The sequence below is a fragment of the Halopseudomonas salegens genome (assembly GCF_900105655.1).
Taxonomy (GTDB): domain Bacteria; phylum Pseudomonadota; class Gammaproteobacteria; order Pseudomonadales; family Pseudomonadaceae; genus Halopseudomonas; species Halopseudomonas salegens.
Genome location: NZ_LT629787.1, coordinates 2,819,067 through 2,844,161, shown reverse-complemented (window position 1 = coordinate 2,844,161; position 25,095 = coordinate 2,819,067). Strand labels below are relative to the sequence as shown.

The 25,095-nt window shown below is 58.3% G+C and carries 21 protein-coding genes and 3 tRNA genes; 11 read left to right on the top strand and 13 right to left on the bottom strand.

The genetic code is table 11. From position 1 onward, the window contains the following. Positions 1 to 62: 62 nt before the first annotated feature. The 5 genes from hslO (at position 63) to BLU07_RS13105 (ending at position 3,194) form a co-directional block, all read left to right on the top strand. The gene (gene hslO, locus BLU07_RS13125) at positions 63 to 950 is read left to right on the top strand and encodes an Hsp33 family molecular chaperone HslO (RefSeq protein WP_092387639.1); all 888 of its coding nucleotides are present in this window, start codon (positions 63 to 65) and stop codon (positions 948 to 950) included. Between the two features lie 212 nt (positions 951 to 1,162). Beyond that, positions 1,163 to 2,707, top strand: coding sequence for a phosphoenolpyruvate carboxykinase (locus BLU07_RS13120; protein ID WP_092387637.1), 1,545 nt, complete (start codon positions 1,163 to 1,165; stop codon positions 2,705 to 2,707). Positions 2,708 to 2,929: 222 nt separating this feature from the next. Then, positions 2,930 to 3,005 (top strand) — tRNA-Asn (locus tag BLU07_RS13115). A gap of 20 nt (positions 3,006 to 3,025) precedes the next feature. Continuing rightward, a tRNA-Pro gene (locus BLU07_RS13110) sits at positions 3,026 to 3,102 on the top strand. Between the two features lie 16 nt (positions 3,103 to 3,118). After that, a tRNA-Lys gene (locus BLU07_RS13105) sits at positions 3,119 to 3,194 on the top strand. 160 nt (positions 3,195 to 3,354) lie between these two features. Here the strand turns inward: BLU07_RS13105 and BLU07_RS13100 are convergent. Together BLU07_RS13100 and BLU07_RS13095 are read right to left on the bottom strand one after the other, a co-directional pair. Continuing rightward, complete coding sequence (locus BLU07_RS13100; RefSeq protein ID WP_092387635.1) at positions 3,355 to 4,683, bottom strand: NAD(P)/FAD-dependent oxidoreductase; 1,329 nt, start codon at positions 4,681 to 4,683, stop codon at positions 3,355 to 3,357. A gap of 53 nt (positions 4,684 to 4,736) precedes the next feature. Then, positions 4,737 to 4,913, bottom strand: coding sequence for a DUF3094 family protein (locus tag BLU07_RS13095; RefSeq protein ID WP_092387633.1), 177 nt, complete (start codon positions 4,911 to 4,913; stop codon positions 4,737 to 4,739). A 156-nt stretch (positions 4,914 to 5,069) separates the two neighbouring features. On the opposite strand from BLU07_RS13095, the gene BLU07_RS13090 reads away from it, so the two are divergent. Together BLU07_RS13090 and BLU07_RS13085 are read left to right on the top strand one after the other, a co-directional pair. After that, complete coding sequence (locus BLU07_RS13090) at positions 5,070 to 5,756, top strand: energy-coupling factor ABC transporter permease (RefSeq protein WP_092389859.1); 687 nt, start codon at positions 5,070 to 5,072, stop codon at positions 5,754 to 5,756. Positions 5,757 to 5,834: 78 nt separating this feature from the next. After that, the gene (locus tag BLU07_RS13085; protein ID WP_092387631.1) at positions 5,835 to 6,050 is read left to right on the top strand and encodes a hypothetical protein; all 216 of its coding nucleotides are present in this window, start codon (positions 5,835 to 5,837) and stop codon (positions 6,048 to 6,050) included. Positions 6,051 to 6,081: 31 nt separating this feature from the next. Here the strand turns inward: BLU07_RS13085 and BLU07_RS13080 are convergent, their stop codons facing one another. Further along, complete coding sequence (locus tag BLU07_RS13080) at positions 6,082 to 6,804, bottom strand: SIMPL domain-containing protein (RefSeq protein ID WP_092387629.1); 723 nt, start codon at positions 6,802 to 6,804, stop codon at positions 6,082 to 6,084. A 152-nt stretch (positions 6,805 to 6,956) separates the two neighbouring features. Here BLU07_RS13080 and BLU07_RS13075 point away from each other — a divergent pair, with 152 nt between their 5' ends. The 3 genes from BLU07_RS13075 to BLU07_RS13065 are packed head-to-tail and all read left to right on the top strand — an operon-like array spanning position 6,957 to position 9,855. Next, positions 6,957 to 8,231: an ATP-binding protein gene (locus tag BLU07_RS13075; RefSeq protein WP_092387627.1), complete on the top strand. Its 1,275-nt coding sequence runs from the start codon at positions 6,957 to 6,959 to the stop codon at positions 8,229 to 8,231. Next, on the top strand, positions 8,224 to 8,778 hold the full coding sequence (locus tag BLU07_RS13070; protein WP_092387625.1) for a response regulator transcription factor: 555 nt from the start codon (positions 8,224 to 8,226) through the stop codon (positions 8,776 to 8,778). The genes BLU07_RS13075 and BLU07_RS13070 overlap by 8 nt, the downstream gene beginning before the upstream one ends. A 48-nt stretch (positions 8,779 to 8,826) precedes the next feature. Further along, the gene (locus tag BLU07_RS13065) at positions 8,827 to 9,855 is read left to right on the top strand and encodes a Leu/Phe/Val dehydrogenase (RefSeq protein WP_092387623.1); all 1,029 of its coding nucleotides are present in this window, start codon (positions 8,827 to 8,829) and stop codon (positions 9,853 to 9,855) included. A gap of 35 nt (positions 9,856 to 9,890) precedes the next feature. Here the strand turns inward: BLU07_RS13065 and BLU07_RS13060 are convergent, their stop codons facing one another. From BLU07_RS13060 to BLU07_RS13035, 6 genes are all read right to left on the bottom strand, one after another. Beyond that, on the bottom strand, positions 9,891 to 10,718 hold the full coding sequence (locus BLU07_RS13060; protein WP_092387621.1) for an SDR family oxidoreductase: 828 nt from the start codon (positions 10,716 to 10,718) through the stop codon (positions 9,891 to 9,893). Positions 10,719 to 10,752: 34 nt separating this feature from the next. Then, the gene (locus BLU07_RS13055) at positions 10,753 to 11,214 is read right to left on the bottom strand and encodes a hypothetical protein (RefSeq protein WP_092387619.1); all 462 of its coding nucleotides are present in this window, start codon (positions 11,212 to 11,214) and stop codon (positions 10,753 to 10,755) included. 53 nt (positions 11,215 to 11,267) lie between these two features. Continuing rightward, positions 11,268 to 12,068: a TatD family hydrolase gene (locus tag BLU07_RS13050; RefSeq protein WP_172830117.1), complete on the bottom strand. Its 801-nt coding sequence runs from the start codon at positions 12,066 to 12,068 to the stop codon at positions 11,268 to 11,270. 33 nt (positions 12,069 to 12,101) lie between these two features. Beyond that, entirely contained in the window at positions 12,102 to 12,884 is a 783-nt protein-coding gene (locus BLU07_RS13045) for a substrate-binding periplasmic protein (protein WP_157719200.1), read from the bottom strand. Between the two features lie 129 nt (positions 12,885 to 13,013). Continuing rightward, positions 13,014 to 14,600, bottom strand: coding sequence for a peptide chain release factor 3 (locus tag BLU07_RS13040; protein WP_092387613.1), 1,587 nt, complete (start codon positions 14,598 to 14,600; stop codon positions 13,014 to 13,016). A gap of 116 nt (positions 14,601 to 14,716) precedes the next feature. Beyond that, the gene (locus BLU07_RS13035; RefSeq protein ID WP_092387611.1) at positions 14,717 to 18,448 is read right to left on the bottom strand and encodes a DUF1631 family protein; all 3,732 of its coding nucleotides are present in this window, start codon (positions 18,446 to 18,448) and stop codon (positions 14,717 to 14,719) included. Positions 18,449 to 19,000: 552 nt separating this feature from the next. Between BLU07_RS13035 and nhaB the strand changes: the two genes are divergently transcribed. After that, entirely contained in the window at positions 19,001 to 20,506 is a 1,506-nt protein-coding gene (gene nhaB, locus BLU07_RS13030) for a sodium/proton antiporter NhaB (RefSeq protein ID WP_092387609.1), read from the top strand. Positions 20,507 to 20,690: 184 nt separating this feature from the next. Here the strand turns inward: nhaB and urtE are convergent, their stop codons facing one another. From urtE to urtB, 4 genes are read right to left on the bottom strand one after another with little or no spacing between them, the layout of a single operon-like run. Further along, positions 20,691 to 21,386, bottom strand: coding sequence for an urea ABC transporter ATP-binding subunit UrtE (urtE, locus tag BLU07_RS13025; RefSeq protein ID WP_092387607.1), 696 nt, complete (start codon positions 21,384 to 21,386; stop codon positions 20,691 to 20,693). A gap of 5 nt (positions 21,387 to 21,391) precedes the next feature. After that, complete coding sequence (gene urtD / locus BLU07_RS13020) at positions 21,392 to 22,171, bottom strand: urea ABC transporter ATP-binding protein UrtD (protein WP_092389857.1); 780 nt, start codon at positions 22,169 to 22,171, stop codon at positions 21,392 to 21,394. Between the two features lie 53 nt (positions 22,172 to 22,224). After that, positions 22,225 to 23,319, bottom strand: coding sequence for an urea ABC transporter permease subunit UrtC (gene urtC, locus BLU07_RS13015; RefSeq protein WP_407920112.1), 1,095 nt, complete (start codon positions 23,317 to 23,319; stop codon positions 22,225 to 22,227). 36 nt (positions 23,320 to 23,355) lie between these two features. Beyond that, positions 23,356 to 25,032, bottom strand: a complete 1,677-nt coding sequence (urtB, locus tag BLU07_RS13010; RefSeq protein WP_092387603.1) for an urea ABC transporter permease subunit UrtB — start codon at positions 25,030 to 25,032, stop codon at positions 23,356 to 23,358. Between the last annotated feature and the right edge of the window lie 63 nt (positions 25,033 to 25,095).

The following is a 25,095-nucleotide window of genomic DNA, read 5'->3' as shown; positions in this document are numbered from 1 at the left end:
AGGCAACGCACTGATTTTATGGGTGCATGAGGTATAATCTTTCCCTTTGCAGGTTTATCGCCATGTCCGCAGCTCTGGATACCACGCAACGCTTTCTTTTTGACGATCAGGACGTGCGTGGCGAAATCGCCACCCTGGAGCACAGCTACCAGGACATTCTTTCCCGCCACCCTTATCCGGAACCGGTCAAGGTGTTGCTGGGGGAAATGCTGGCAGCCGCCGTATTGCTCTCGACCACGCTCAAGTTTGACGGTTTGCTCATATTGCAGGCGCGCTCTTCCGGGCCGGTATCCACGCTGATGGTGGAGTGTTCAAGTGATCAGGAAGTGCGTGGCATTGCCCGTTACGACGACAATGTGCAGTCTTCGCAGGCACTGCATGAACTGATGCCGGGTGGCGTATTGGCGATCACCATCGATCCGGAAAACGGTCAACGCTATCAGGGCATTGTCTCGCTTGAAGGCACCACCCTGGCGGAGGCGCTCAACGGGTATTTTGCTACCTCGGAGCAGCTGCCAACGCGCTTTCGTTTGCAGGCCGATGGCCGCAAGGCGCGTGGGTTTCTGCTGCAGGCCTTGCCGGCGGACCGGGTGACCGACCCCGAAGCGCGTGCCATAGCCTGGGAGCATCTAACGGTGCTGGCTGCCAGTCTGACGCCGGAAGAACAGCTGGCATTGGACAATGAAACCATTCTGCATCGGCTGTTCCATCAGGAAGCAGTGCGTCTGTTCACTCCGCGACCGGTGCGTTTCCATTGCAGTTGCTCGGCCGAGCGTTCGGGCAATGCCCTGATCAGCCTCGGACGCGAAGATGCCATGGCGCTGCTGGCCGAGCGTGAGGGCGAAATTGAAATTGACTGCCAGTTCTGCAACCAGCGTTACCTGTTTGATGCTGCTGCGCTGGAAACCTTGTTTGATCGCGCTGCTGAGCAGGCCCAGCGGCTGCATTGAGGTCCTGGCTGATAAATAGCAAGAGCCTATTGGCGTTATTGAACAGATAGTTCAGCAAGGGTTTAGCGCCGTCCGGTTTTTTTTGGCATAATGGCGCGCCTGCGCGCTGACCCAGCGCTGAACACGAGCAGTACAAACCCAGATATCCCCCGTGCCGAGACCGTTTGCGGTCTTATGGAGAGTTCGGTCAGAGCCGAAGAGGACGACGTTTGATGACGCAAGCAACCAATACCGTTTATACCGATCTGAGTATTGCTCACCTGATCGAACTGGCCATTCAGCGCAATGAAGGTCGACTGGCTGATACTGGCGCCCTGGTGGTCAAGACGGGCGAGCGCACCGGTCGCTCCCCGATGGATCGCTTTATTGTCGAAGAGCCGTCTACCCAGGATGCGATTGCCTGGGGTGCGATCAACCGCCCCTTCCCGGCGGACAAGTTCGATGCCCTGTGGACGCGTGTTGCCGATTACCTCAAGGCCAGCGACAGTTTCGTTTCCCATGTACACGTGGGTGCCGATCCCGAGCACTATCTGCCGATCGTGATGCAGACCGAAACCGCCTGGCACAACATCTTTGGTCGTACCTTGTTCATCAACCCGGAACAGTTCAATCCATCGAACAAGGGTGAGTGGCAGATCATCAACGCACCGCATTTTACCTGTGAGCCGGAACGCGATGGCACCAACAGCGATGGCTGCGTGATCATCAACTTCGCCCAGCGCAAGGTGCTGTTGGCCGGTATGCAGTATGCCGGTGAAATGAAGAAAGCCATGTTCTCGGTACAGAACTTCCTGTTGCCGGCCAAGGACGTACTGCCCATGCATTGTGCCGCCAACGTCGGTGACGAGGGTGATACCACCCTGTTCTTCGGCTTGTCCGGTACCGGCAAGACCACCCTGTCGGCTGATCCGGCTCGTAACCTGATTGGTGATGACGAGCACGGCTGGGCGACAGGCAGCGTGTTCAACATCGAAGGTGGTTGCTACGCCAAGTGCATCGACCTGTCGGAAAAGAACGAGCCGGTGATCTGGAAAGCAATCAAGTTCGGCTCCATCATCGAGAATGTGGTGATCGACCCGGAAACACGCACTGCTGATTACACTGACGTCAGCCTGACCCAGAACACCCGGGTCGCTTATCCGCTGGAACACGTCGAGAAGCGGGTCGAGGCCAACCGGGCCGGTGAACCGAATGCGATCATCTTCCTCACCTGCGACCTGACCGGCGTTCTGCCGCCGGTATCTATCCTCAACAACGAACAGGCGGCCTATCACTTCCTGTCCGGTTACACCGCGCTGGTTGGTTCTACCGAGATGGGGTCCGGTGACGGCATCAAGTCGACCTTCTCTACCTGCTTTGGCGCTCCCTTCTTCCCGCGCCCTGCTGGTGAGTATGCCGAGCTGCTGATCAAGCGCATCAATGCTTTCAACAGCAAGGTGTACCTGGTCAATACCGGCTGGACCGGTGGCTCCTACGGGGTTGGCAAGCGCTTCAGCATTCCCACCACTCGGGCCATTATTGCTGCTATCCAGTCCGGTGTGCTGGCGGGTACCACCACCGAGCACGTACCGGTGATCAATCTGGATGTACCGGTAGCTGTGCCAGGCGTGGAAACCCGTCTGCTCAACCCGCGCAACACCTGGTCAGATGGTGCTGCCTATGATGCAGCGGCGCAGGAGCTGGCTGGCAAGTTTATCGAGAACTTCAAGAAGTTCGAGGTGGACCCTGGCATCGTGGCTGCCGGCCCACAGCTCTGATAGAGCCCGTTGGTTGACTGACAAAACCCGCCGAATGGCGGGTTTTGTCGTATCTGGCCGTTGTTTGGAAGGAAAATGGCAGACGTTTTTGCTGCTTCGCCAAGTCATTGCCAAGAAAGGTAATTTCAAGCTTGACAGCTTCGCCCGGACCGGTAAAATGGCGCGCCTCGGCAGGGGATATGTAGCCATACAGAATACCCGGCTGAGTATTTAGAAGGTAATTCCGCGATAGCTCAGTTGGTAGAGCAAATGACTGTTAATCATTGGGTCCCAGGTTCGAGTCCTGGTCGCGGAGCCATCTGATACAAGATACAAGATCGGGGTATAGCGCAGCCTGGTAGCGCGCCTGCTTTGGGAGCAGGATGTCGAGAGTTCGAATCCCTCTACCCCGACCATCTTGAATGAGCATACGGGTCGTTAGCTCAGTTGGTAGAGCAGTTGGCTTTTAACCAATTGGTCGTAGGTTCGAATCCTACACGACCCACCATTCTCTCGCCGTGCTCGGGCGATCCGTTGTCAGCGCGCTTCGCGCAAGTCTTCGCTTTTTTCCTGCTGATTGAAAGCCTGATTTTCCGGTTAATTTCCGAACTGCGTTCAGTATTGCCGCTGGCCGGCGATCTGCTGCGGCAAGCGGCAATCAAACGCCCTCAGTGCAGCTTCAGACGCGGCTCGGTACTGCGTCCGATCTGGTCGCTGAGCATCAGCAGTATGGTGCGGGAAACGCCGTACAGGGCCATCTGGTGCAGCCGGTAGAGGGAGACATAGAACATTCGCGCCAACTTGCCTTCTAGCATTACGTTGCCGGTCAGGTTGCCCATCAGGTTGCCGACGGCACTGAAGCTGGACAGTGAAATCAGCGAGCCATAGTCGCGGTATTCGAATGCCTGCAGCGGTTTGTCGGCCAGCAGGCGTTTGAAGTTCTTGAACATCAGGCTGGCCTGCTGGTGCGCAGCCTGGGCACGCGGCGGCACCATAGGTGAATTCTCGCTGTCATCCATTGGGCAGGCGGCACAATCACCGAAAGCAAAGATGCGCGGGTCGTCCACGCTTTGCAGCGTCCGGTGGACATGGATTTGCTGAATCCGGTTGGTGCTCAGTCCCAGCTCGGCCAGAAAGCCTGGACCCCGTATGCCGGCAGCCCAGACTTTCAGCGATGCAGGAATACTCTGACCATTTTTCAGAATCAGGGCATCTGCGGTGATTTCTGCCACCGGGGAGCCGGTGATCACGCGCACGCCAAGATCCTTGAGTATCTTGCTCACCGGCTCGCTGATACGTTCCGGCAGCGCGGGCAGGACCCTTTCGCTGGCTTCGATGAGGTGGATGTTGAGGTCTTCAGGGTTTATGCCTTCCATGCCATAGGTGCTCAGTAGCCGTGCTGCGTGATGCAGTTCGGCCGCCAGCTCGACACCTGTGGCGCCAGCACCAATAATTGCCAGATTGATTTTTTCCGGCGTCATGTCGACCCCGCGGGCATGGGCTTTCATGTACTGATTGAGCAGCCGGCGGTGAAAGCGTTCGGCCTGGGTGCGGGTGTCGAGGAACAGGCAATGCGCATTCGCTCCGGGCGTATTGAAATCATTGGTGGTGCTGCCGACGGCTATCACCAGGTAGTCATAGCTGATGCAGCGTGAGGGGATGAGCTCGCTGCCCTGTTCGTCGGCAATCGGCTCCAGTTGAATCTCGCGTCGTTCGCGGTCAAGCCCGCACATGCGGCCCAGCTGGAAGTGGAAATGATTCCACTTGGCCTGGGCCACATAGTTGAGTTCGTCTTCGGTGGAGTTCAGTGAACCGGCCGCCACTTCATGCAGAAGCGGCTTCCAGATGTGAGTCATGTTGGCATCAATCAGTGTGATGCGGGCTTTGTTCTTGCGTCCGAGGCTGCGGCCGAGGCGGGTGGCCAGTTCAAGGCCACCCGCGCCGCCGCCGACCACGACAATGTGGGGTGGGGAAGATGAAGTGTGTGCATGCGACATGATGTTGACTCACTAGACTATGGAAGCGAACGTCAGTCGATGCGTGGTGGTCTTCAGCCCAATGCGAACCAGGACAGCAGGCGGGACAGCAGACCCATGAAGATAACCATCAGGGTGATGCCGCCGAGCAGCAGCCAGACGTTGAAGGGCTTGCGCTCAACCTGGTGGGTCGGGGAGCTCAGGTATTCCTCAACACGTTTCTGATCTTCAGGATAGAGTTTGCCGGGCATGGGATGACCTTTGTTGTTTCGGGCGCGATGCGGTGCCGCGCGGCAGGCTTGACTGACTTTGTCATCATTCTACTCGCTACTGGCCATTTTTCCAGCTATACCCGGATGGCGTGGCTGATAAACTGTTTTCCACTATATCTGTTGCGCGGAGTTGTCATGTTCACTGCCAGCTTGCTTACCACGGTTCAGGTGGTGCTGACCCTTGCGATGTATCTTGCGCTGCTTGGCTGGGCCTTGATTCGCGTGCGCTGGGTGGAATTGCTGGCCGACAGCCGGCGCCAGCACCTGCTTTTCGGGGCCGCGTTGTTCCTGCTGCTGATGTGGCTGGTACGGCGTGAGTTCGATAATGGCCTGACGTTTCACTTCCTCGGTATGACGGCTGTGGTGTTGTTGCTCAACTGGCCTCTGGCGGTGGTCGCGGGCACTCTGGCCCAGCTGCTGTTGCTTGTGCTGGGGCAGGATGAGCTGGCTGGGCTGGGCGCCAATGCCCTGATTCGCATTGGCTTGCCGGTGCTGGTAACCATGCTGGTCTGGCAGGTACTGGAGCGCTGGCAGCCGCGCAACCTGTTTGTATATATTTTCGTTTGCGGCTTTTTCGGGGCTGCGCTGGCCGGCCTGGCCAGCTTGCTGGGGGCTATGTTCCTGCTCTGGTGGTCCGGTGCGCTGGGCGAGCTTTACGCGCTGTGGGAGTACTTTGCCTACCTGCTATTGATACTGTTTCCGGAAGCCTTTGTGAATGGCATGCTGATTGCCGGGCTGGTGGTGTTCTATCCGCAATGGGTCGACACGTTTGATGACGATCGCTATCTGCAGGAACCCTTTGATCCGCCACCAGAATCCTGAGCCAGATCAAGGGTCGGCTGACGAGAATTTGCTTTAATCGGGTTTTCGCCCACTTTATGCCCATCCGGGGAGATAGACATGACAGCATTCAGCCTGGCCAAAGAGGTCATGCAGCAAGCGTTGGCGCAGGGTCAACAACAGGGGTTTGATGAGCAAGCGATCGCGAGAGCACTGTTGGCGGAAGTGATTACGGTGTACAAACGCAGTCGCAGTCAGGCGGACATTCGCCATGAGCTTGAGTTTCTCGCCGACAACCTGGATGACGACGCCGATTACACCTTCATGCGGCCCTGATGTCGGGCCGCAAGGTCCGCTGCAGTTCTGTTCAGAGTTCTACTTCGATGACACCGTCGGCATGCACGCTGACGCTGGCTTCACCGGCTTCGAGGTCGGGAGTGACACTGTCGGCTTCAGCCCGCATCATCGTGGCAGCACGCGGGTAGTGCGGGCCGGCAGACTGCGTCTGCAGGTTGAGGCTGACAATCTGGTATCCACTGCCGCCCAGCTGTTCGGTTACCAGGTCGGCACGCTGGCGAAACGCGTCAATGGCATCGGCCAGCAAGGCGTCTTCACTGGCCTGACGGGCAGCGGGTGACAGGCTGAACTGCATGCCGGAGAGTGACAAATCCGTGAGCAATTCGCCGGTCAGTATGGACAGGGTGGCAAAATCATTGCTTTCCAGGCGGATTTCCGCGCGCTCGCGCCAGGCGACAATGTTTTTGCGCTTGTCATCATAAACCGGGTGGCTGCGGCGGCTGCCGCTGGCGACCTGAACGCCCTCGACCTCGCGGGCAGTGTCCAGCGCCTGATTGACCCGCTGGCTGATGCGCTCGGCCAGTGTTGCCGGGTCAGCGTGTTGCTCTTCGGCATACAACACCACGCTCAGGGTATCGTTATTGATCGCCTGCTGAGCTTCTGCACGCAATGAAATCTGGTTGTAACGGGTAGTCTCGGCTTGAGCTGGCAGAGTGAGCAGCAGGCTGGCAAGCAGTCCGATCACAGCGGTAGTCCGGGTCAGTGTGTTGCGAGTAAACGGAGCAGGGCGCATGGTATTTTCCTTTGAGGTAGTTGCCTGTCAGACCTGATGTTTTGCAACAGGTTCCCGCTGACGTCGACGCAACTTTGTGCGACGCTGTGTCGCAGAAATCAGCCAATGGCAGCGCCTATACTGGAGTCTTTCTCGTGTCCCAGCGGTTTTTCATGAGCCCCAACGCCCTCGCCCTGTCACCTTCGCGGCAAAATCTCTGGCGCCTTTTGCTGGTTCGCGTGCTGGTATTGCTGGCGCAGAGCCTGTCGGTACTGGGCGCCTATCTGAGTGGCTGGTTTCCTCTGCCGTGGACGGCGTTGCTGTTGACTCTCGGAGTGTCCGCACTGGTCACCCTGATGACGCTGGTGCGACTGATGCGCGACTGGCCCGTGACGGATCAGGAGTTCAGTCTGCAATTGCTGTTCGATATTCTGATTCACAGCGTCTTGCTGCACTTTTCCGGCGGGCCGACCAATCCCTTTGTGTCTTATTATCTGGTGCCCCTGACCATTGCCGCTGCCACCTTGCCCTGGCTGTATACCCTGGCTCTGGCCAGTATGGCGGTAGCGGCCTTCAGTATCGTGCTGATCTGGTACGAGCCTTTACCGGCGTTTCAGATGCCGGTGGGCCCCCCCGGGATCAATCTGCACGTAATCGGCATGTGGCTTAACTTTGCCATGAGTGCGGGGCTGATCAGTCTGTTTGTCGTGCGCATGGCGGATGCCCTGCGCCAGCATGCCCAGCGCCTGGCGGAAAGCCGTGAACAGAGTCTGCGCGATGCCCAGTTGCTGGGGATTGCCAGCGTTGCTGCTGGCGCTGCGCATGAGTTGTCCACGCCGTTATCAACCATGAGCGTTCTGCTCAAGGACATGCAGCATGACTGTCAGGATGCCGACATGCGCGAAGATCTGGCTTTGTTGCAGCAGCAGGTCAGTCAGTGCAAGGTGAGTTTGCAGCAGATGGTGCGTGGTGCCGAAGATAGCCGGCGACAGCCACAACGTCTCGAAGCAGCGGATACCTGGCTGAAGAGCTTGCTGGCGCGCTGGCAACTGATGCGCCCGGAAGCCGCCTGGCAGTGGTTGCCGCTGCCAGCGGGACCGATTCCCCCGCTGCGGGTAACTCCCGAACTGGGTCAGGCAATGTTGAACCTGCTGAACAATGCTGCCGATGCCTGCCCGGAAGGGATTACCATTACCCTGGACTGGCATGGGCACAAGCTGTTTGTACGTATTCGTGATCAGGGGCCGGGCGTGCCACTGCATATTGCCGAGCAACTGGGCACGGCCTTTTTCACCACCAAAGGCAAAAAAGGCCTGGGTCTGGGGTTGTTTCTCAGTCAGGCGGCGGTTGAGCGTTTGGGCGGCAGTGTGCGCTTGTTCAACCAGGAAGGCGGTGGCACCCTGACCGAAGTGGTATTGCCGATTGACGAGGAAACGGCTGATGACTGATGACAATGCACCGGAGCAACAGCCCTTGTTGCTGCTGGTCGATGATGACCCGACCTTTACTCGCGTCATGGCGCGTTCATTGAGCCGGCGCGGCCTGCGCGTGACCACCGCCGCGGACGCGGAGGAGGCAATGCAGCGTGCCCGAGAAGAGCAGCCTGACTTTGCCGTGCTTGACCTGAAAATGGAAGGCGACTCGGGACTGGTGCTGTTGCCGCGTCTGCGCGAACTCTATCCCGATCTGAAAGTGGTCATTCTGACCGGCTATTCGAGCATTACCACGGCAGTGGAGGCGATCAAGCGCGGTGCAACCAATTACATCTGCAAGCCGGCAGATGCTGATGATGTATTGACCGCGCTGCTGTCCGAGCAGGCCGACCCTGATACCCTGGTGCCGGAACACCCGATGTCGGTTGATCGCTTGCAATGGGAGCACATTCAGCGCGTACTGTCCGAACATGAGGGTAATATTTCTGCCACTGCGCGGGCGCTGGGCATGCACCGACGCACCCTGCAACGCAAGTTGCAGAAGCGCCCGGTACGTCGCTGAGGCGGATGGCCTGCTATGGTGTAAGCAATCAATCGATTCGAGGTGACTATGTTTGCAGCCATGCGATCTTTCGGAATGGAGGCGGTGCATCTGTTCAGTGATGCCGCGACCGGGCTGGAAGCCATTATCGCCATTCACAATACACGGCTCGGGCCGGCGCTGGGTGGCTGCCGTTATCAGCCCTATGGCAGCCTCGACCTGGCCCTGGCCGATGCCATGCGTCTGGCCCGAGGCATGAGTTACAAGGCTGCACTGGCCGGGCTCCCCCACGGGGGCGGCAAGACGGTGATTCTGCGCCCACCGCACGTGGACGACCGGGCTGCGTTGTTCGAAGCCTACGGTCGAGCCATCGAGTCTCTGCGCGGGCGTTATATCACTGCCATGGACAGTGGCACCAGCAATCAGGATATGGACTGTATTGCCCAGCACACCGGGCATGTAACCAGCACTACGGCAGCGGGTGATCCGTCGCCACATACCGCTCTGGGCGTGCTCGCCGGGATTCGGGCTGCTGCCCGGGCTCAGTTGGGTTCTGACAGCCTGGACGGTGTCCGTATTTGCGTGCAGGGGGCGGGTAATGTCGGTAGCGCGCTGGTCGCCATGCTGGCCGCTGAAGGGGCCGATGTGCTGGTCGCCGATCTGGATACCGGCAAGGTACATTTGCTGGTGGATGAGTACGGAGGTCAGCCGGTTGCCCCCGATGCTGTCTTCGAAACGCCCTGCGATATTTTCGCCCCCTGCGGTCTGGGCGGGGTGCTCAATCACGACAGTATTATGCAGCTGCGCTGTGCGGTGGTGGCGGGGGCGGCCAACAATCAGCTGGCCGATCCAGAGGCTGCCAATGCGCTGGATGCCCGTGGCATCCTTTATGCACCGGACTACGTGATCAATGCTGGCGGGCTGTTGCATGTCGCCCTGACCCACCAGCAGACAAGCCCCGGCGAGATTGCCGAGCGGGTCAAGGGGATTGGCCAGCGGCTGGATATGATCTTTGCCGACAGTCAGGCGGAAAGCCGCTCACCGTCGGTCATTGCCGACCGCCAGGCGGAAGCTATTCTTTATCCCGAGCAGGGCTGAGTCAGGGGCTGGCTCGGGCTCGGGCGTGAGTTCAGTCAGACCTGCTTGTCGAGGCCGAAACGCTTGCGTAGCTGAGCTTCCAGAATCGAGGTCGGCAGCCAGCGTTTCATGCGAACCATGCTGCGGCTGCTGGTTCCGATCAGCGCAGTCTCCGGGCGCAAGGGGTTTTTCACATAGCGCATCAGCTCAACGGCAAAATCCCGGGCACTGGTCGAGCTGGCCTTTTGTGATGCCTTGGCGCGCGCTTGCACGGCTTTTTCCCAGGGTTTGAACCAGGAGCCTTCCTGCAGGGTAATGGCCGCAGAGGCATTGTTGCCGAAGTCCGAGGCAATCGCGCCTGGTTGTACCGTCAGCACCTTGATGCCAAATGGATGCAGCTCCATGCGCAACGCTTCCGACAGGGCGTGCAGGGCTGCTTTGGAAGCGCAGTAGACCCCGGAGAAGGGGGTTGTGGTGATACCGGATACACTGCCGATATTGACTATCAGGCCTTTGGCTTCGCGCAGCAGATCGGCGCAGGCACGGGTCAGCTGAATCGGAGCAAACACATTGGTATCGAACTGCTTGAGCAGGGTGTCGCGGTCGGCATCCAGCAGAGGTCCCATGGCGCCATAGCCAGCATTGTTGATCAGCAAGTCCAGGCGACCGGCTTCATTTCGGATACGTTCAGCGCAGGCCAGCAACTGTTCGCTGTCATTCACGTCCAGTTGCATGGCAATGGCGCCTTTGGCGACCAGGGGCTCCAGGGTTTCCGGTCGTCTTGCCGTGGCCCATACCTGATAACCCTGTTCAAGGCATACCTCAGCCAGGGCCCGACCAATACCGGTGGAACAACCGGTAATCAGCGCTACAGCTTGAGTCATGAGAGAGTCCTTCTTGTTGTTCTGTTTGGTGGATTCAATTGACGTCGGCGCGGATATGCTCCGCGCGAAAATTCAGGTCTTGAGCGCGATAACCGCTACGCAGGCGGGGTAATTCATAGCATTGCTGCCATTCTTCACCCGCTGGGAGTGGTCCGTCATAGCGATAATTGGCTCCGGCACCACCGACGTCCAGCATGTTGGTATTCATCCCCGCGGGGCTGCCGATCAGTTGCCAGGTAATATTGCTGATGCCACGGCTGCTCTGGTTGACCAACACCAGTTGCAGTGGCTGGCCGGGTTCGCATTCAGCAGGGGCGTAACGAAAATTGAAGTCCAGCTCATCGGTGTGCCGCTGGTTGAACCATTGCCAGAGAGCTACCAGCGCGGCCAATAAAAGTGCAACGGCTACTACGCCAGCGCTGGCCGGCACCATCACGCGCGGAAAGCGGATCAGTAATACCAGCCAGATCAACAACAGAATGATACCCAGGGCCATGCCCAGTCCCCCGCCAAACGAAAGTCGTTATTGACTCTACCAGAGCGGCGCCTTCAAGGCACCGTCATGGATGGCCAGTTGAATAATTCACAGCTGTTATGCCAGCACTGGTCGGCCAGCTGGTGCAGCGGTTCTGCGCGCAACTCGGCAATGACAGCGGCAATCCGTGGCAGGTGCTCAGGGCTGTTGCGTTGGTTGGCGGCGAAGGCCGGTGCCATGTCCGGAGCATCGGTTTCCAGTACCAGGCTGTCGGCTGGCAGCTCAGCCACCACCCGGCGCAAGCGCTTGGCCTGCGGCCAGGTGACCGCGCCACCCAGTCCCAGTTTGAAGCCCAGTTTACGGTATTCACGGGCTTCTTCCAGGCTGCCGGCAAAAGCATGCACGATACCGCCGCGAGGCAACCGGAAGCGTTTGAGGGCAGCAATGGTGTCGGCATGGGCGCGACGCACATGCAGCAGGGCCGGTAACTGGAACTCAGCCGCCAGCGCCAGTTGCTGCTCGAACAAATCGCGCTGCTGTGCCGGGTCCAGCTCGGGCAGAAAATAATCCAGCCCGATTTCTCCAACGGCACAGCATTGCGGGTGAGCGACATGCCTGGTCAGCCATGCGTTCAGCTGCCGCACATCGTCAGGCTGATGCTCGGCAAGAAACATCGGATGCAGGCCAAAAGCGGCAGAGAGTCGTTGATCACTGGTTACCAGGCCCCAGAGTCGTGGCCAGTGGGTGGCGGTTACGCCAACCACCACCAGGCGCTCTATGCCCGCTTGGGTGCAGTTGGACAGTACCTGCGCACGATCAGCGGCAAAGTCGGGAAAATCAAAATGGGTGTGAGTGTCGATGTAGCGCATTAACACAGCTTCGGCGTAAAAGCGCTGGCTGGCAAGGGGTCAAGGGTCTTTGTTCGTGATATCCGGTTGCTGGTGATTGCGTGCTGCAGTGATCTGATGACGCTTGTAGGCCTGTTCCAACTTGTCGACTATCTCTTGTGCATCGGGTGTCTGGCGCGAAACGATATAGGCAATCGGCCATTCATCCAGAACAGTGCACTGCAGGTCATCAACCGGGAAATCACGCAAAGCGGTTTCCAGCGGATGGGTGAAATTGAGCAGATAATCACCCCGGCCCCGGGCCAGCAGTTCCAGCGCTGCGCGTTCATTGGGTGCGCTCAGGGGGCGATTCGGGTTGTCGGCAAGTACTTCGCCCAGCAGTTCGCGATAGGTGTAACCGTGAATAAGGATCAGCCGACCCTGCTTGAGGTCATCCAGCTGTTCGATCGGTGGTGTGCCATCCAGATAATAGGCACACAGGGTGACGGTCAAATCGAGCTGGGTTTCCACAGTAATGGGCTCCAGCGCCGGTAACGCTGCCGAGCCAGGCCAGAGATCGATCTGCCCCTGTTCCAGATGCAGTCGGATACGCTTGATCGGGTACTCGGTCCATTGCAGTTGATAACCGCTGTCGGCAGCCAGACGATTGGTCAGCTCAATCATGTAACCAGCCGGTTGCCCCTGCTCGTCCGTCCAGGCCATGGGCGGGAAATGTATATAGGCGGCACGCAGTTGCCGTGTCTCGTCAGCCACTGCCAGGCTGGTTGCGGCCCAGAGCAAGGCGCAGACTGTCAAGGGTGCGACCACCCGAAGGAGTGGCCAGCGACGCGGGGCTGTTGTCATTGGAATTGCCTGCATGGGACGACGGCCTGAACGAGTTTCTGTTCAGGCCGTCAGTTGGTCACGGGTGCGAGGACCAATATAGCGCAGTAGCGAGTCAAAAAAAGCGGTCAGAGGTAAATATCACCCATTCTAGTGATGCTCGCGGGTAGCACTGAAACGAATATCCGGCCAGCGTTCTGCGGTCAGGTTGAGATTGACCCGGGTCGGTGCCAGATAGGTCAGGTGACCGCCACCATCGATGGCCAGGTTTTCCATCGCCTTGTTCTTGAACTCATCCAGCTTCTTGGCATTGTCCGAGCTGACCCAGCGAGCGGACCAGACGTTTATCGGCTCGTACAGGCACTCCACTTTGTATTCATCCTGCAAGCGGCTGGCGACCACATCGAACTGCAGTACGCCAACGGCGCCGAGGATGATGTCATTGTTGCGTTCGGGGAAAAACACCTGAGTGGCGCCTTCTTCCGCCAGCTCCTGCAGGCCCTGACGCAACTGCTTGGATTTGAGCGGGTCTTTCAGACGCACACGCTGAAACAATTCCGGGGCGAAATGGGGAATACCGGTAAAGCCGATCTTCTCGCCTTCGCTGAAAGTATCGCCAATCTGGATGGTGCCGTGATTGTGCAGGCCGATGATATCGCCCGCCCAGGCTTCTTCCAGATGCTCGCGCTCGGCGGCGAAAAAGGTCAATGCATCGGGTATGCGCAACTCTTTACCCGTGCGTACATGATGCAGCTTCATGCCTTTCTGGTATTGCCCGGAGCAGATGCGCATAAAGGCGATACGGTCGCGGTGCCGGGGATCCATATTGGCCTGGATCTTGAAAACAAAGCCGGTAAAGGGCTCTTCGGTCGGTTCTATCACGCGTTCATGGCTGGCGCGAGCGAGGGGGGCGGGCGCCCAGTCAACCACGGCATCCAGTACCTGATCGACACCGAAGTTGCCGAGCGCTGTACCAAAGAATACCGGGGTCAGTTCGCCCTTGAGGAAGGCGTCCTGGTCAAATTCATGGCAGGCACCCTGAACCAGTTCCAGTTCTTCGAGAAAGTTGTCGTACAGATCGTCCAGGTGCTCACGGGCTTCATCCGAATCCAGGTTCTGAATGCGCCTTTGCTCGGTGCGCTCGTGCCCATGGCCGGCTGCATAGACAATGATGCAGTCGTCCTTCAGGTGGTACACACCTTTGAAGTCGCGATAACAGCCGATCGGCCAGGTGATCGGGGCAGCACGGATATTCAGTACCGCCTCGATCTCGTCGAGCAGTTCGATCGGGTCACGAATATCGCGGTCGAGCTTGTTGATAAAACTGACAATCGGCGTGTCACGCAGACGACAGACATCCATCAGCGCGATGGTGCGCGGCTCAACCCCTTTACCACCGTCCAGTACCATCAAAGCCGAGTCGACGGCAGTAAGGGTGCGGTAGGTATCTTCCGAGAAATCTTCGTGACCGGGGGTATCGAGCAGGTTGATCATGTGCTCGCGGTAAGGGAACTGCATCACCGAGGTGCTGACCGATATCCCGCGTTGCTTCTCCATCGCCATCCAGTCCGAGGTAGCGTGACGGTCGGACTTGCGTGACTTAACTGTGCCGGCCACATTGATCGCCTGGCCCATCAGCAGCAGGCGTTCGGTAATGGTGGTTTTACCCGCATCCGGATGCGAGATAATGGCGAAAGTACGGCGTTTGGCAACTTCTTGGGCGATGCTGTTGGACATATCGGGTTCAGACCAGAGTGGCCGCAGCTTGCGCAGCGGTCAGCAGTAAGTGGAATTGGGCGGTATTGTGGCCGATTCGGCAAGGCATGACAAAGGGAATGCACAGGCGGTCTGATTCAATGGGTTGCTGATGGTCGCCGCAATTCATCCGCCAGATCGTCCAGCTTGACCGGCAAGCCGAACTGGTAGCCTTGCGCGTAATCGACACCAATGGTGGTCACCGCTTGCAAGGTAGCGTTATTGGCGACGTATTCGGCAATGACCAGTTTGTTCAGGTGGTGACCCATTTCAGTAATCGAGCGGGCCAGCGCATAATCCACCGGGTTGCGAGTGATGTCGCGGATAAAGGCACCATCGATTTTCAGGTAATCGACCGGGAGCCTTTTCAGGTAGGTATACGAAGACTGGCCGGCGCCGAAGTCATCCAGTGAGAAGCGACAGCCAATACCGCGCAATTCGCTGATGAAGTCGGCAGCTTCTTCAAGATTGGCCACCGCCGTGGTTTCAGTGATTTCGAAAATCAGCTTGTCGCGGGGTACCGGATAGCGCGACAGGGCAGAAAACAGGAATTCCAGAAAGCTTTCATCGTTCAGTGAATGGCCGGACAGGTTGATGGAAAACCCACCAAACCGGGGCAGCAATGACGCATGCGTCTGCATCCATGCCAGCACATGCTCGATTACCCAGCGATCCACCGCATTCATCCGGTGATAGGTTTCTGCGACCTCAATAAAGGCTGCAGGCGGCATGGCCTGGCCTTGTTCGTCAAGGACTCGAAGCAGGATTTCGAAGTGCGGCAAGCCGTTGCTGCCGGTCAGTGGCTGAATGCGCTGACAAATCAGCTGCAGCTGGTCTTCGTCCAGAGCCCGGTTGATCCGGGTAATCCAGTGCATGACTTCATCCAGTGCTTCCAGCTGTTCATCACCGGGGCGCACCTGTTGTACCTTGGTGCGCCCCCCTTGCTTGGCCAGGCTGGCGGAGGTTTCCAGGTTGCGCAGCAATTCCATGGCGCTATGGTTGGCGTCCCTGAAACCCAGCAGGGTCACTGCGGTGTTGATCACGAAGCGGTCTTCACCGTGGTGGAAACGCTCGGCTTCCAGTGACTGTTTCAGCGTTTGCGCAAGGGCCTGCCCACCCTCATCAGGCCCGCCGGGCAGCAGCAAGGCAAACTGATCGGCGCCAATGCGCCCGGCCAGTGCGTCGGCGGGCAGGGCACTGCGGATGCGTTCCGACAACTCCCGCAACAGCCGATCGCCAGCGGCATAACCACAAGTATTGTTGATCAGCTTGAACTGCAGCAGGTTGATGAATACCAGCGTGTGCTCATGCTCGCCGCCGGCACAGGCATTGACCACTTTATCCAGGCGCTGGATGAATTCGCGGCGGGTCAGCAGGTTGGTCAGCGGATCCTGGCTCGCGTCCATGGCCAGCCGTGCATAGACTTTTTGTACCAAGGCATCCAGCCCTTGCTCCACCGGCTGTTGACTGAATTCTGGCCGGCTGGACAGGCTGCCGTCGCGCAGCATTTGTGCGGCTTCGTCCAGGTCCAGAGAAAGGCTGCGAGTGCCCTGTCGGTTGGCCAGCAAGAACCGTGTGCAATCAGCCGATTGCCAGATTATCTGCGCTGGCTGGTGCTGGAAGGGGCCGCGGGTCACTTCAAACCATTGTCCGGGCTTGAGTTTGCGGGCCCGTTGCAGCCAGGGTCGCTGCTCGCTGTCATTCTCTGCCAGTGCATGCAGCCGTGCCGCGCGCAACTCGCTTTCCTCAATGGGTGCCTGGTAAAGCGCTTGCGGGAAGGCATCGGGCTCGTTCAGCAAGAGTTCAATATCACTCAGCAGGCGAGCGTGCCGGCCGAGCTCGTCGGGCATTTTGGAGAGCCCGATACGCAACAGTTTCAGCAGGTCCTGTTGCGCCAGTGGCTCCTGGGTCAACGGTGGCTCGCGCACCGAATCACCTAGCTGAGACACCGCTTTGATGCACATTGCCCAAGCCTGGCTATCGGCCCCTTCACGCAACCAGGTCAGGCGCATCAGTGCTTTCCATCCATACTCGAGCAGATCCAGCAGGGGCTGCGGCACTGTGCTTGGCAGGACTGATGCCAGAATACTTTCAATCGCCTGGTTGGCCTGCTGCAGCCGCTGTTGACCCTCACAGCTGTCACGCAGACGATCAAGGTTGCGCACGGTCAATCGTTGTTCGCGCTGAACCAGGCGTTCGAGCGCGGCATCGACGCTTTGCAAGCCGGCCTGTTGTTCCGGATTGCCAAGAATCGTCTGAACCGCCTGGGTTACCGCAGTCCGGTTGTGCTCGGCATTCAGGCTGTTCCTGTCGGACAGCAAGGCCAGGTGATTGATGGTCTTGCGCAGCGGATGCTGCTCCTGGTCAATCAGCTCGGGATTGCTCAGTAGCAGTCGCAACACGGGTAGTTGTAACTTGCGCAGCTGTGCCTGCAATTCCGGCGCAATATGTTCGCCAGCAGTCAGGCTGGCAAAAAGTTCTTCGACCAGTTCGATGGTATCGGCTGACTGGCTGCTCAATTCCGGTAACTGCTGTTGTATCAGATCACGCAATGCGTGATCGCCGTCGAATGACTCGGGCGAATCGGACAGCTGTTGTTGCAGGTCGAGCAGGCTGTTCAGGCTGCTTTCACTGACCTGAGGCTGGTCGGTGGACTGGTTGTTGTGCGGTTCCCGCCGGGACTGCTGCAAACGGTTGATCAGCTGCGACCGGGGGGCGGGTTGGTGTTCAGGTGGCTCCGGGGTGGCGGCACTGTCCGTTATGCTGTCGCTTGGCTGGTCGGGCGTCTCTGCATTGGCCAGTTGACGCTGCTTTTGCAATGCCTGGTCAGCCAGATATTGCGTGGCGTCGAGATCCGGCAACACGCCAGCGGCGGCCAGGCTTTGATTCAGCTGTTGATACAAAGGGTGCAGGCGGCTGAGGAGGTGGGCTTGCAGGCATTCATAAATAATCCGCAGCGCGCTGTGCGGTAACTGCAAGGGTGTCAGAGCGGCATGCAGGGCATGGCAAATGGCTGAGGGTGCGAAAGGGTTGGGGCAGTGCATTCCATGGCGCAGGGCGCAGGTATCATCCAGTCGCACTTGCAGAGCAATCAGGTCCTCACGCCACAGCAACTCGGCGCGAGAAATGGCAACCCTGACCAACAGCCAGTCTTCAAAGGCTTCCTTGCCGACCAGACTGAGACCAGGCTTTTTGCTGGTGCTCCCGGGCTGCGCACTGATAATGGCGAGGGCGGCCGGTTGATCCAGGGCATGACTCAAGGTATGCAGTACCTGCTGACAAATGCTGTATTGCCGGGTGCGAAGCTGCAGCATGGCGTCGAACAGGCGCTGTTGCTCGACCTGGGTTTTCTGTTGTTCGGCAACGGTCAGCAGGGCGTTGTCAGTCAGCTCGAAAAAGTGGCTGAGATGGTCGTCCATGAACTTTTTCAAAGTGACAATGGCGTTTGCGAGAGCGGCGCTGATGGGTGCCGCAGCGCTGCCCTGCGCAGGAGCCGGCGCAGTGGATTGTGCCAGCTCCTGCGCAGCCGTGGCCAGGCACGCCAGTTGGCTGCGGGTGGCGCGCGTAAAGCGCAAACCAAGAAACTGGCTGGACTGGTGAGCAATGACCACTGGCATGGCTTGCGGACCTTGCGCGGCAAAGAACAAGAGCTGCAGTTCCCTGGCAGTTGCCAGGGTGCTCTGTTGGGCTGGCGAGAGCGGAGCAGTCAACTCCAGTAGTACGCCACCACTGCTGTAATCCTTGATGCAGCCGGCCGATTTGAAATCCTGATCATTTTTCAACAGGGCTTCAAGATTGGCGAGCTGTCGATGGTGCTGCCGCTTATCCATAAATCAAGTGCTGCTCCTGAGGCAAGCCAGTTGGCAACAGGCTTTGTATTTATTGCCAAACCGAGTATCGCGCTAATGGCAGGATTTTGTAATAGCTCGAAGAGGTCAACTTGACCTGAACACAGCAGCCAGAGTGTCGTTTCATACTAGTCGAAAAATGCGTGCTTGCAGCCCGAAGTGACGGCTATTGATTATCAGTCAGCAGTCTGTGAGCTGCTACTCGGGAAAATGTTGAACTCCTGGCTGGAAAAAGGCTGTTTGGCCGGATTACTTGTATTGGTTGGCTGGCTATCCGTTAACCGGGTGTGGTAAATTTCCGCGCCATTCAGTTGTTGCTTGCAGAAGAATCATCTGTTTTTTTAGCCCAGCGCAAGTCTGCCTTGACTTGATCTCCGGTCGGGTTGTTTTGGTTGCGGCCTGCAGTCATCTTCTGCGAGGGCTGTTGTTTATCGACTCATCTACGCGAAAAAATCAACGAGAGCGCGCGCCATAGCCTTTTGCTCGTGCGCGTTTTTTATGGCCTGACGGAATCCGATCGCGGAAAACTGACCCATGACACTCTCCTTACCCCGTGCTTTTGCGCATAATTTTCTGGGCAATGCCCCCGTCTGGTACAAACAGACCATTGTTGCCTTCTTGCTGCTCAATCCATTGGCACTGTGGTTGCTGGGGCCCTATGTGATGGGCTGGATTCTGGTCATCGAGTTCATTTTCACGCTGGCCATGGCGCTCAAGTGCTACCCGCTGTTGCCGGGTGGCCTGTTGGCGATCGAGGCCATTATTATTGGCATGGCGACTCCGGAAGCGCTGTATGCGGAGATGCTGACCAATTTCCCGGTCATTTTGCTGTTGATGTTCATGGTTGCCGGGATTTACTTCATGAAGGGCCTGTTGCTGCTGGTATTCACCCGCATTTTGCTGGGGGTGCGATCGAAGTCCAGTCTGGGCCTGTTGTTTTGTCTAACCGCTGCGTTGCTATCGGCTTTTCTGGATGCACTGACAGTGACAGCAGTGATCATCAGTGTAGCGGTCGGTTTTTATTCGGTGTATCACAAGGTGGCTTCGGCGCCGGGTAAAGCCCAGCCCGACCAGTTGGTGCATGCGGACGATGAGCCGCTGGAATTGCACCGTGACGACCTGGAAATATTCCGTGCTTTCCTGCGTAGCTTGCTGATGCATGGCGCCATCGGTACCGCTCTGGGCGGTGTGGCAACGCTGGTGGGTGAGCCCCAGAACCTGCTGATTGCTCGCATAGCGGGCTGGAGCTTTGTCGAGTTCTTTATGCGTATGGCTCCGGTCAGCCTGCCGGTTCTGCTGGCGGGCTCATTGACCTGCGTATTGCTGGAGAAAACTGGCTGGTTTGGCTATGGCGCCAAGATTCCGCGCTCGGTGCGCCGGGTACTGGAAGAATTCGCCGCCAATGAGCAAGCCAAGCGGACCAACCAGCAGCGCGCGCAGTTGATCGTTCAGGCGCTGGCAGCGGTCATTCTGGTACTGGGCCTGGCATTTCATGTCGCCGAGGTCGGCTTGATTGGCTTGCTGGTTATTGTGTTGATGACCAGCTTCAATGGCGTGACGGATGAGCACCAGATCGGCAAGGCCTTTCAGGAGGCGCTACCTTTTACGGCATTGTTGGTTGTGTTTTTTGCCATCGTGTCGGTGATTCATCAACAGCACCTGTTTACTCCGATTATTGCTGCGGTACTGGCCATGCCGGAAGATATCCAGCCGGGGATGTTCTTTCTGGCCAACGGGATTCTCTCGATGGTCAGCGACAACGTGTTTGTCGCGACGGTATACATCAGTGAAATCAAGCAGGCACTGGATGCTGGCCAGATCAGCCGTGAGCACTTTGACCTGTTGGCCGTATCCATCAACACCGGTACCAATCTGCCCAGTGTTGCTACGCCCAATGGTCAGGCTGCTTTCCTGTTCCTGCTGACCTCGGCCATCGCCCCTCTGGTGCGTCTGTCCTATGGTCGCATGGTGGTCATGGCGTTTCCCTACACGGTCGTTATGGGGGCTGTCGGCCTGTATGCAGTGATCAACTGGTTGTAGGTGCCTGCCAGCAGCCATTTGCCAGGCTTGAGAGCAGCATACGGCCAAGTAACAGCCTGGCACTGATCAGCAGACCCCACTGAATGGGCGCTTGCAGATCCTGCAGCCAGCCGGGTAGCAGGGGCGCCCGACCAGTAAAGCGCCATAGCGCAGCAGACAGGCGGTCGGGTTTGACCGCCGCAACTCAGACTGTCAGGTATTGCTTGATCAGAGCATCATCCAGGGTTGGCATGGGGCCGTCGGCAACTACCCGGCCGCGTTCCATGATAAAAAAATCATCGGCAGCGCGGCGTGCGAAGGGCAGTTTCTGCTCGACCAGCAGCACGGTCAGGCCAAGTTCCTCATTCAGGCGACGGATCACGTCACTGATGTCGCGCACGATATTCGGCTGGATACCTTCGGTCGGCTCATCGAGAATCAGCAATTTGGGATCGAGTACCAGGGCGCGGCCAATTGCCAACTGCTGTTGCTGGCCGCCGGACAAATCACCTCCACGGCGGTTTTTCATTTCCTTGAGTACCGGAAACAGCTCATAGATCAACCCGGGTATTTGCCGCGCGCGGTCCTTGCGCGCACCCAGGGAGATTTTCAGATTCTCCTCCACCGTGAGCAGCGGGAAAATCTCCCGCCCCTGAGGTACATAGCCGATGCCGGAACGGGCACGGTTTTCCGTACTCATGCGGCTGATATCCTTGCCATCGAATATGATCTGGCCATCACGGATCGGCAGCAGCCCGGTGACGCACTTGAGCAGCGTGGTCTTGCCCACGCCGTTGCGTCCGAGCAGACAGCCACAGGTGCCGGCCTTGAGCTCGAGATCCAGGTCCCAGAGGATATGACTCTGGTTGTAGTACTGGTTGATTGACTTGATGCTGAGCACAGGCGTTATTCTCCCAGATAGACTTCGACCACTTTCGGGTCGTTCTGTACTTGATCCATGCTGCCTTCGGCCAGCACTGAACCCTGGTGCAGGACGGTGACGGTGCGGGCGATCGAGCGCACAAAGGCCATATCGTGTTCGACCACAATGACCGAGTGCTTGCCGGCCAGTGAGGTCAGCAGTTCGGCCGTCTTTTCCACCTCTTCACCGGTCATCCCGGCGACCGGCTCGTCGACCAGCAGCACGCGCGGGTTCTGCATCAGCAACATGCCGATTTCCAGCCATTGCTTCTGGCCGTGGGACAATTCACCGGCATCGCGACGCACCAGTTCCTGCAAGCCGATCAGCTCCAGTACCTCGTCGATACGATCACGCTGCAGGCTGCTCAGATCGTGCAGCAGGGTAGACCAGACGCGCTTGCTGCCGGCACTGGCCAGTTCCAGATTCTCGAACACGCTCAGGGCTTCAAAAATCGTGGGTTTCTGGAACTTGCGTCCGATACCGCCACGGGCAATGCTGTGCTCGGATTGCTTGAGCAGGTTGATACGCTGGCCAAACCAGACACTGCCAGTATCCGGCTGAGTCTTGCCGGTGATCACATCCATCATGGTGGTCTTGCCGGCGCCATTGGGACCGATGATACAGCGCAGCTCACCATCGTTGACGTAGAGGTTGAGGTTGTTCAGTGCCTTGAAGCCGTCAAAGCTGACGCTGATATCCTCGACATACAGAATCGGACCATGGCTGGTATCCACCACCTGATCATATTCCGGTGTCGGCAGCATGAAGTCGAAGACCTGATCACGGCGCCAGGTTTCACGCAATTGTTCGAGAGTTTTCATGACTTGTCTCCCTTGCGGGTAAAGCGGTCGAGCAGGCCGACAATGCCGCGTGGCAGCAGCAGGGTAACCAGCACGAACAGGGCGCCCAGAATGAACAGCCAGGTTTCCGGCGAGAAAGTAGTGAAGAAGGTTTTGGCGTAGTTGACCGCAAAGGCTCCGACAATGGCGCCGAACAAGGTGCCACGGCCACCGGCTGCGACCCAGACGACCATCTCGATCGAGTTCAACGGCGAGAACTCGCCGGGATTGATAATGCCGACCTGAGGGACATAGAGGGCACCGGCCACCGCCGCCAACATGGCGGAAAACACGAACAGCCAGAGCTTGTAGTATTCCACCTGATAGCCGCTGAAACGGGTACGACTTTCCGCATCGCGAATGGCGATAATCACCCGCCCCATACGCGAGGTGACGATATAGCGACAGGCCAGATAGCCGAGCAGCAGAGCGATTGCCGAGGCGATGAAGAGGCCGACCCGGGTACCCTTGGCGCTGAGATCAAAACCGAGGATTTCCTTGAAGTCATTCAGGCCGTTGTTGCCGCCAAAGCCCATTTCATTGCGGAAGAAGGCCAGCATCAGGGCAAAGGTCAGGGCCTGGGTGATGATGGCGAAATACACCCCGGTTACCCGCGAGCGAAAGGCCAGCCAGCCGAACACCAGTGCCAGCAGACCGGGTACCAGCAGGATCATCAGCGCGGCAAACCAGAACATGTCGAAACCCTGCCAGTACCAGGGCAGGCTTTCCCAGTTGAGGATGACCATGAAATCCATCAGCTCCGGATGGCCATACACGCCGCGGTCACCAATCTGACGCATCAGGTACATGCCCATGCCATACCCACCCAGACTGAAAAAGGCACCATGGCCGAGTGACAGGATGCCGGCGTAGCCCCAGATCAGGTCGACTGACAGGGCCAGCAGGGCAAAGCACAGAAACTTGCCCAGCAGCGCGACACTGAAGTTGGACACGTAGAAGGGCGAGTCAGTTGGCAGCGCCAGGTTGCAGATCGGTACCAGGATGGCCATCAGGACCACCAGGCCGAGCACGATCATGCCGCCGCGATCACTGAGTAATAAACGTTGAGTCAGCATAGAGTTCTCTCATTCCTTGCCAGTGATGGCGGCTCAGTCGGCGGCCGCACGGCCTTTCTGTGGAAACAGGCCCTTGGGTTTTTTCTGGATGAACAGGATCAACATCACCAGCACCAGCACCTTGGCCAGCATGGCCCCGGCATAGGGTTCGAGGAAGTTGTTGATCAGGCCCAGCGTCATGGCGCTGACCAGCGTGCCCCAGAGATTGCCGACGCCACCAAACACCACCACCATGAAGGAATCAATGATGTAGGCCTGACCCAGGTTGGGGCCGACGTTGGTGATCTGCGACAGTGCGACCCCGGCGATACCGGCAATGCCGGAGCCCAGGCCAAAGGTCAGGGCATCAACCCAGCTCGAACGGACCCCGACGGCGCGGGCCATGGCCCGGTTCTGTGACACGGCACGGACCTTGAGACCAAGACTGGTTTTTTTCATCACCAGCAGCAGGGCAAAGAACACCATCAGGCCGAAAGCAAGGATGTACAGGCGGGTGTAGGTAATCGACAGTACCGGATTGATGGTCAGGATGCCGCTGATCCACTCAGGGGAACTCACCGAGCGGTTCAAGGGGCTGAACAAGGTACGTACGGCCTGTTGCAGCACCAGGCTGAGGCCAAAGGTGGCCAGCAGGGTTTCCAGCGGTCGGCCATAGAGAAAACGGATTACCCCGCGTTCGATCAGGATGCCGACCAGCCCGGCGACCACAAAAGCGGACGGTATGGCAATCAGCAGGCTCCATTCAATCAGGCTGGGGAAAAGCACCTGTACGCCCCAGGTGGTATAGGCGCCTATCATGATCAGTTCGCCGTGGGCCATATTGATCACGCCCATGACGCCAAAGGTGATCGCCAGACCAATCGCGGCCAGCAGCAATACGGATCCCAGGCTGAGGCCAAAGAACAGATTCTCGATAAAGCGGTAAAAACCCATTTTGGTCTGGATTGAATCCAGTGCTTCACTGGCGGCAAGGCGCAGCTCCGGGTCAACATCATTGTCGGCGATGCCGCGCAGGGCATTGCGCGCCGCACGTTCGAGAGAGCCGCTGAGGGTGCTGACCGCCAGCAGGCGTTCTTCCCGATCGTCTCCCTGCAGCTGGAACAGGGCAAAGGCTGTATCGATGGCACCATTGACCAGCGCGGTATCTTCCAGGGCCCTGCGCTCAATCAGCAGATTGATCGCGTTACTGTCGATGCCGTCATCGATAAAACGTCGCACGGCGTCATAGCGCACCTGGGGACGTGGATGATTCAGGCTCAGGCGGGCAATCAGCGTCAATAGCTCGCTGCGCAGGCGGTTGTTGACGGGTACCCGGCGCAGGCCTTCCGGCTCATCGATGGTGTCACCACTGATCGCGTCGAAGACGTTGTCGTTCTGACGGATGACCACGATCGGCGGCTCGTCGCGAGTGGCGAGCAAATTGCCTTCCTGCAACGCCGTCAACACATCGATCAGGCGTTCATGCTCCAACTCGGACAGGGCCGTTACCGTTTGTGCCCGTTTGGCCAGATTGCCCTGCGGCAACTGCTGCACCAGGCTGGTGAAGTCCGGCTCCGTGGAGGGTTCGGCAGCGGCTTCTTCGGCGGCAGCGGGGTAACTGAAGCCCAGGCCCAGCAGCAGGCATAAGACCAGTGCCGCAAGGCGCTGGCACAGGTTGGCGCTGACGGGTGGGGCGGTTGGCAGGGCATCCGTCGGGTGATATCGGGTCATAACGGCAGTCTCGTGCGCTGAAAGCTTCGGCCAGGCCGAAGCAAAAAAAGGGGCCTTGCTCCG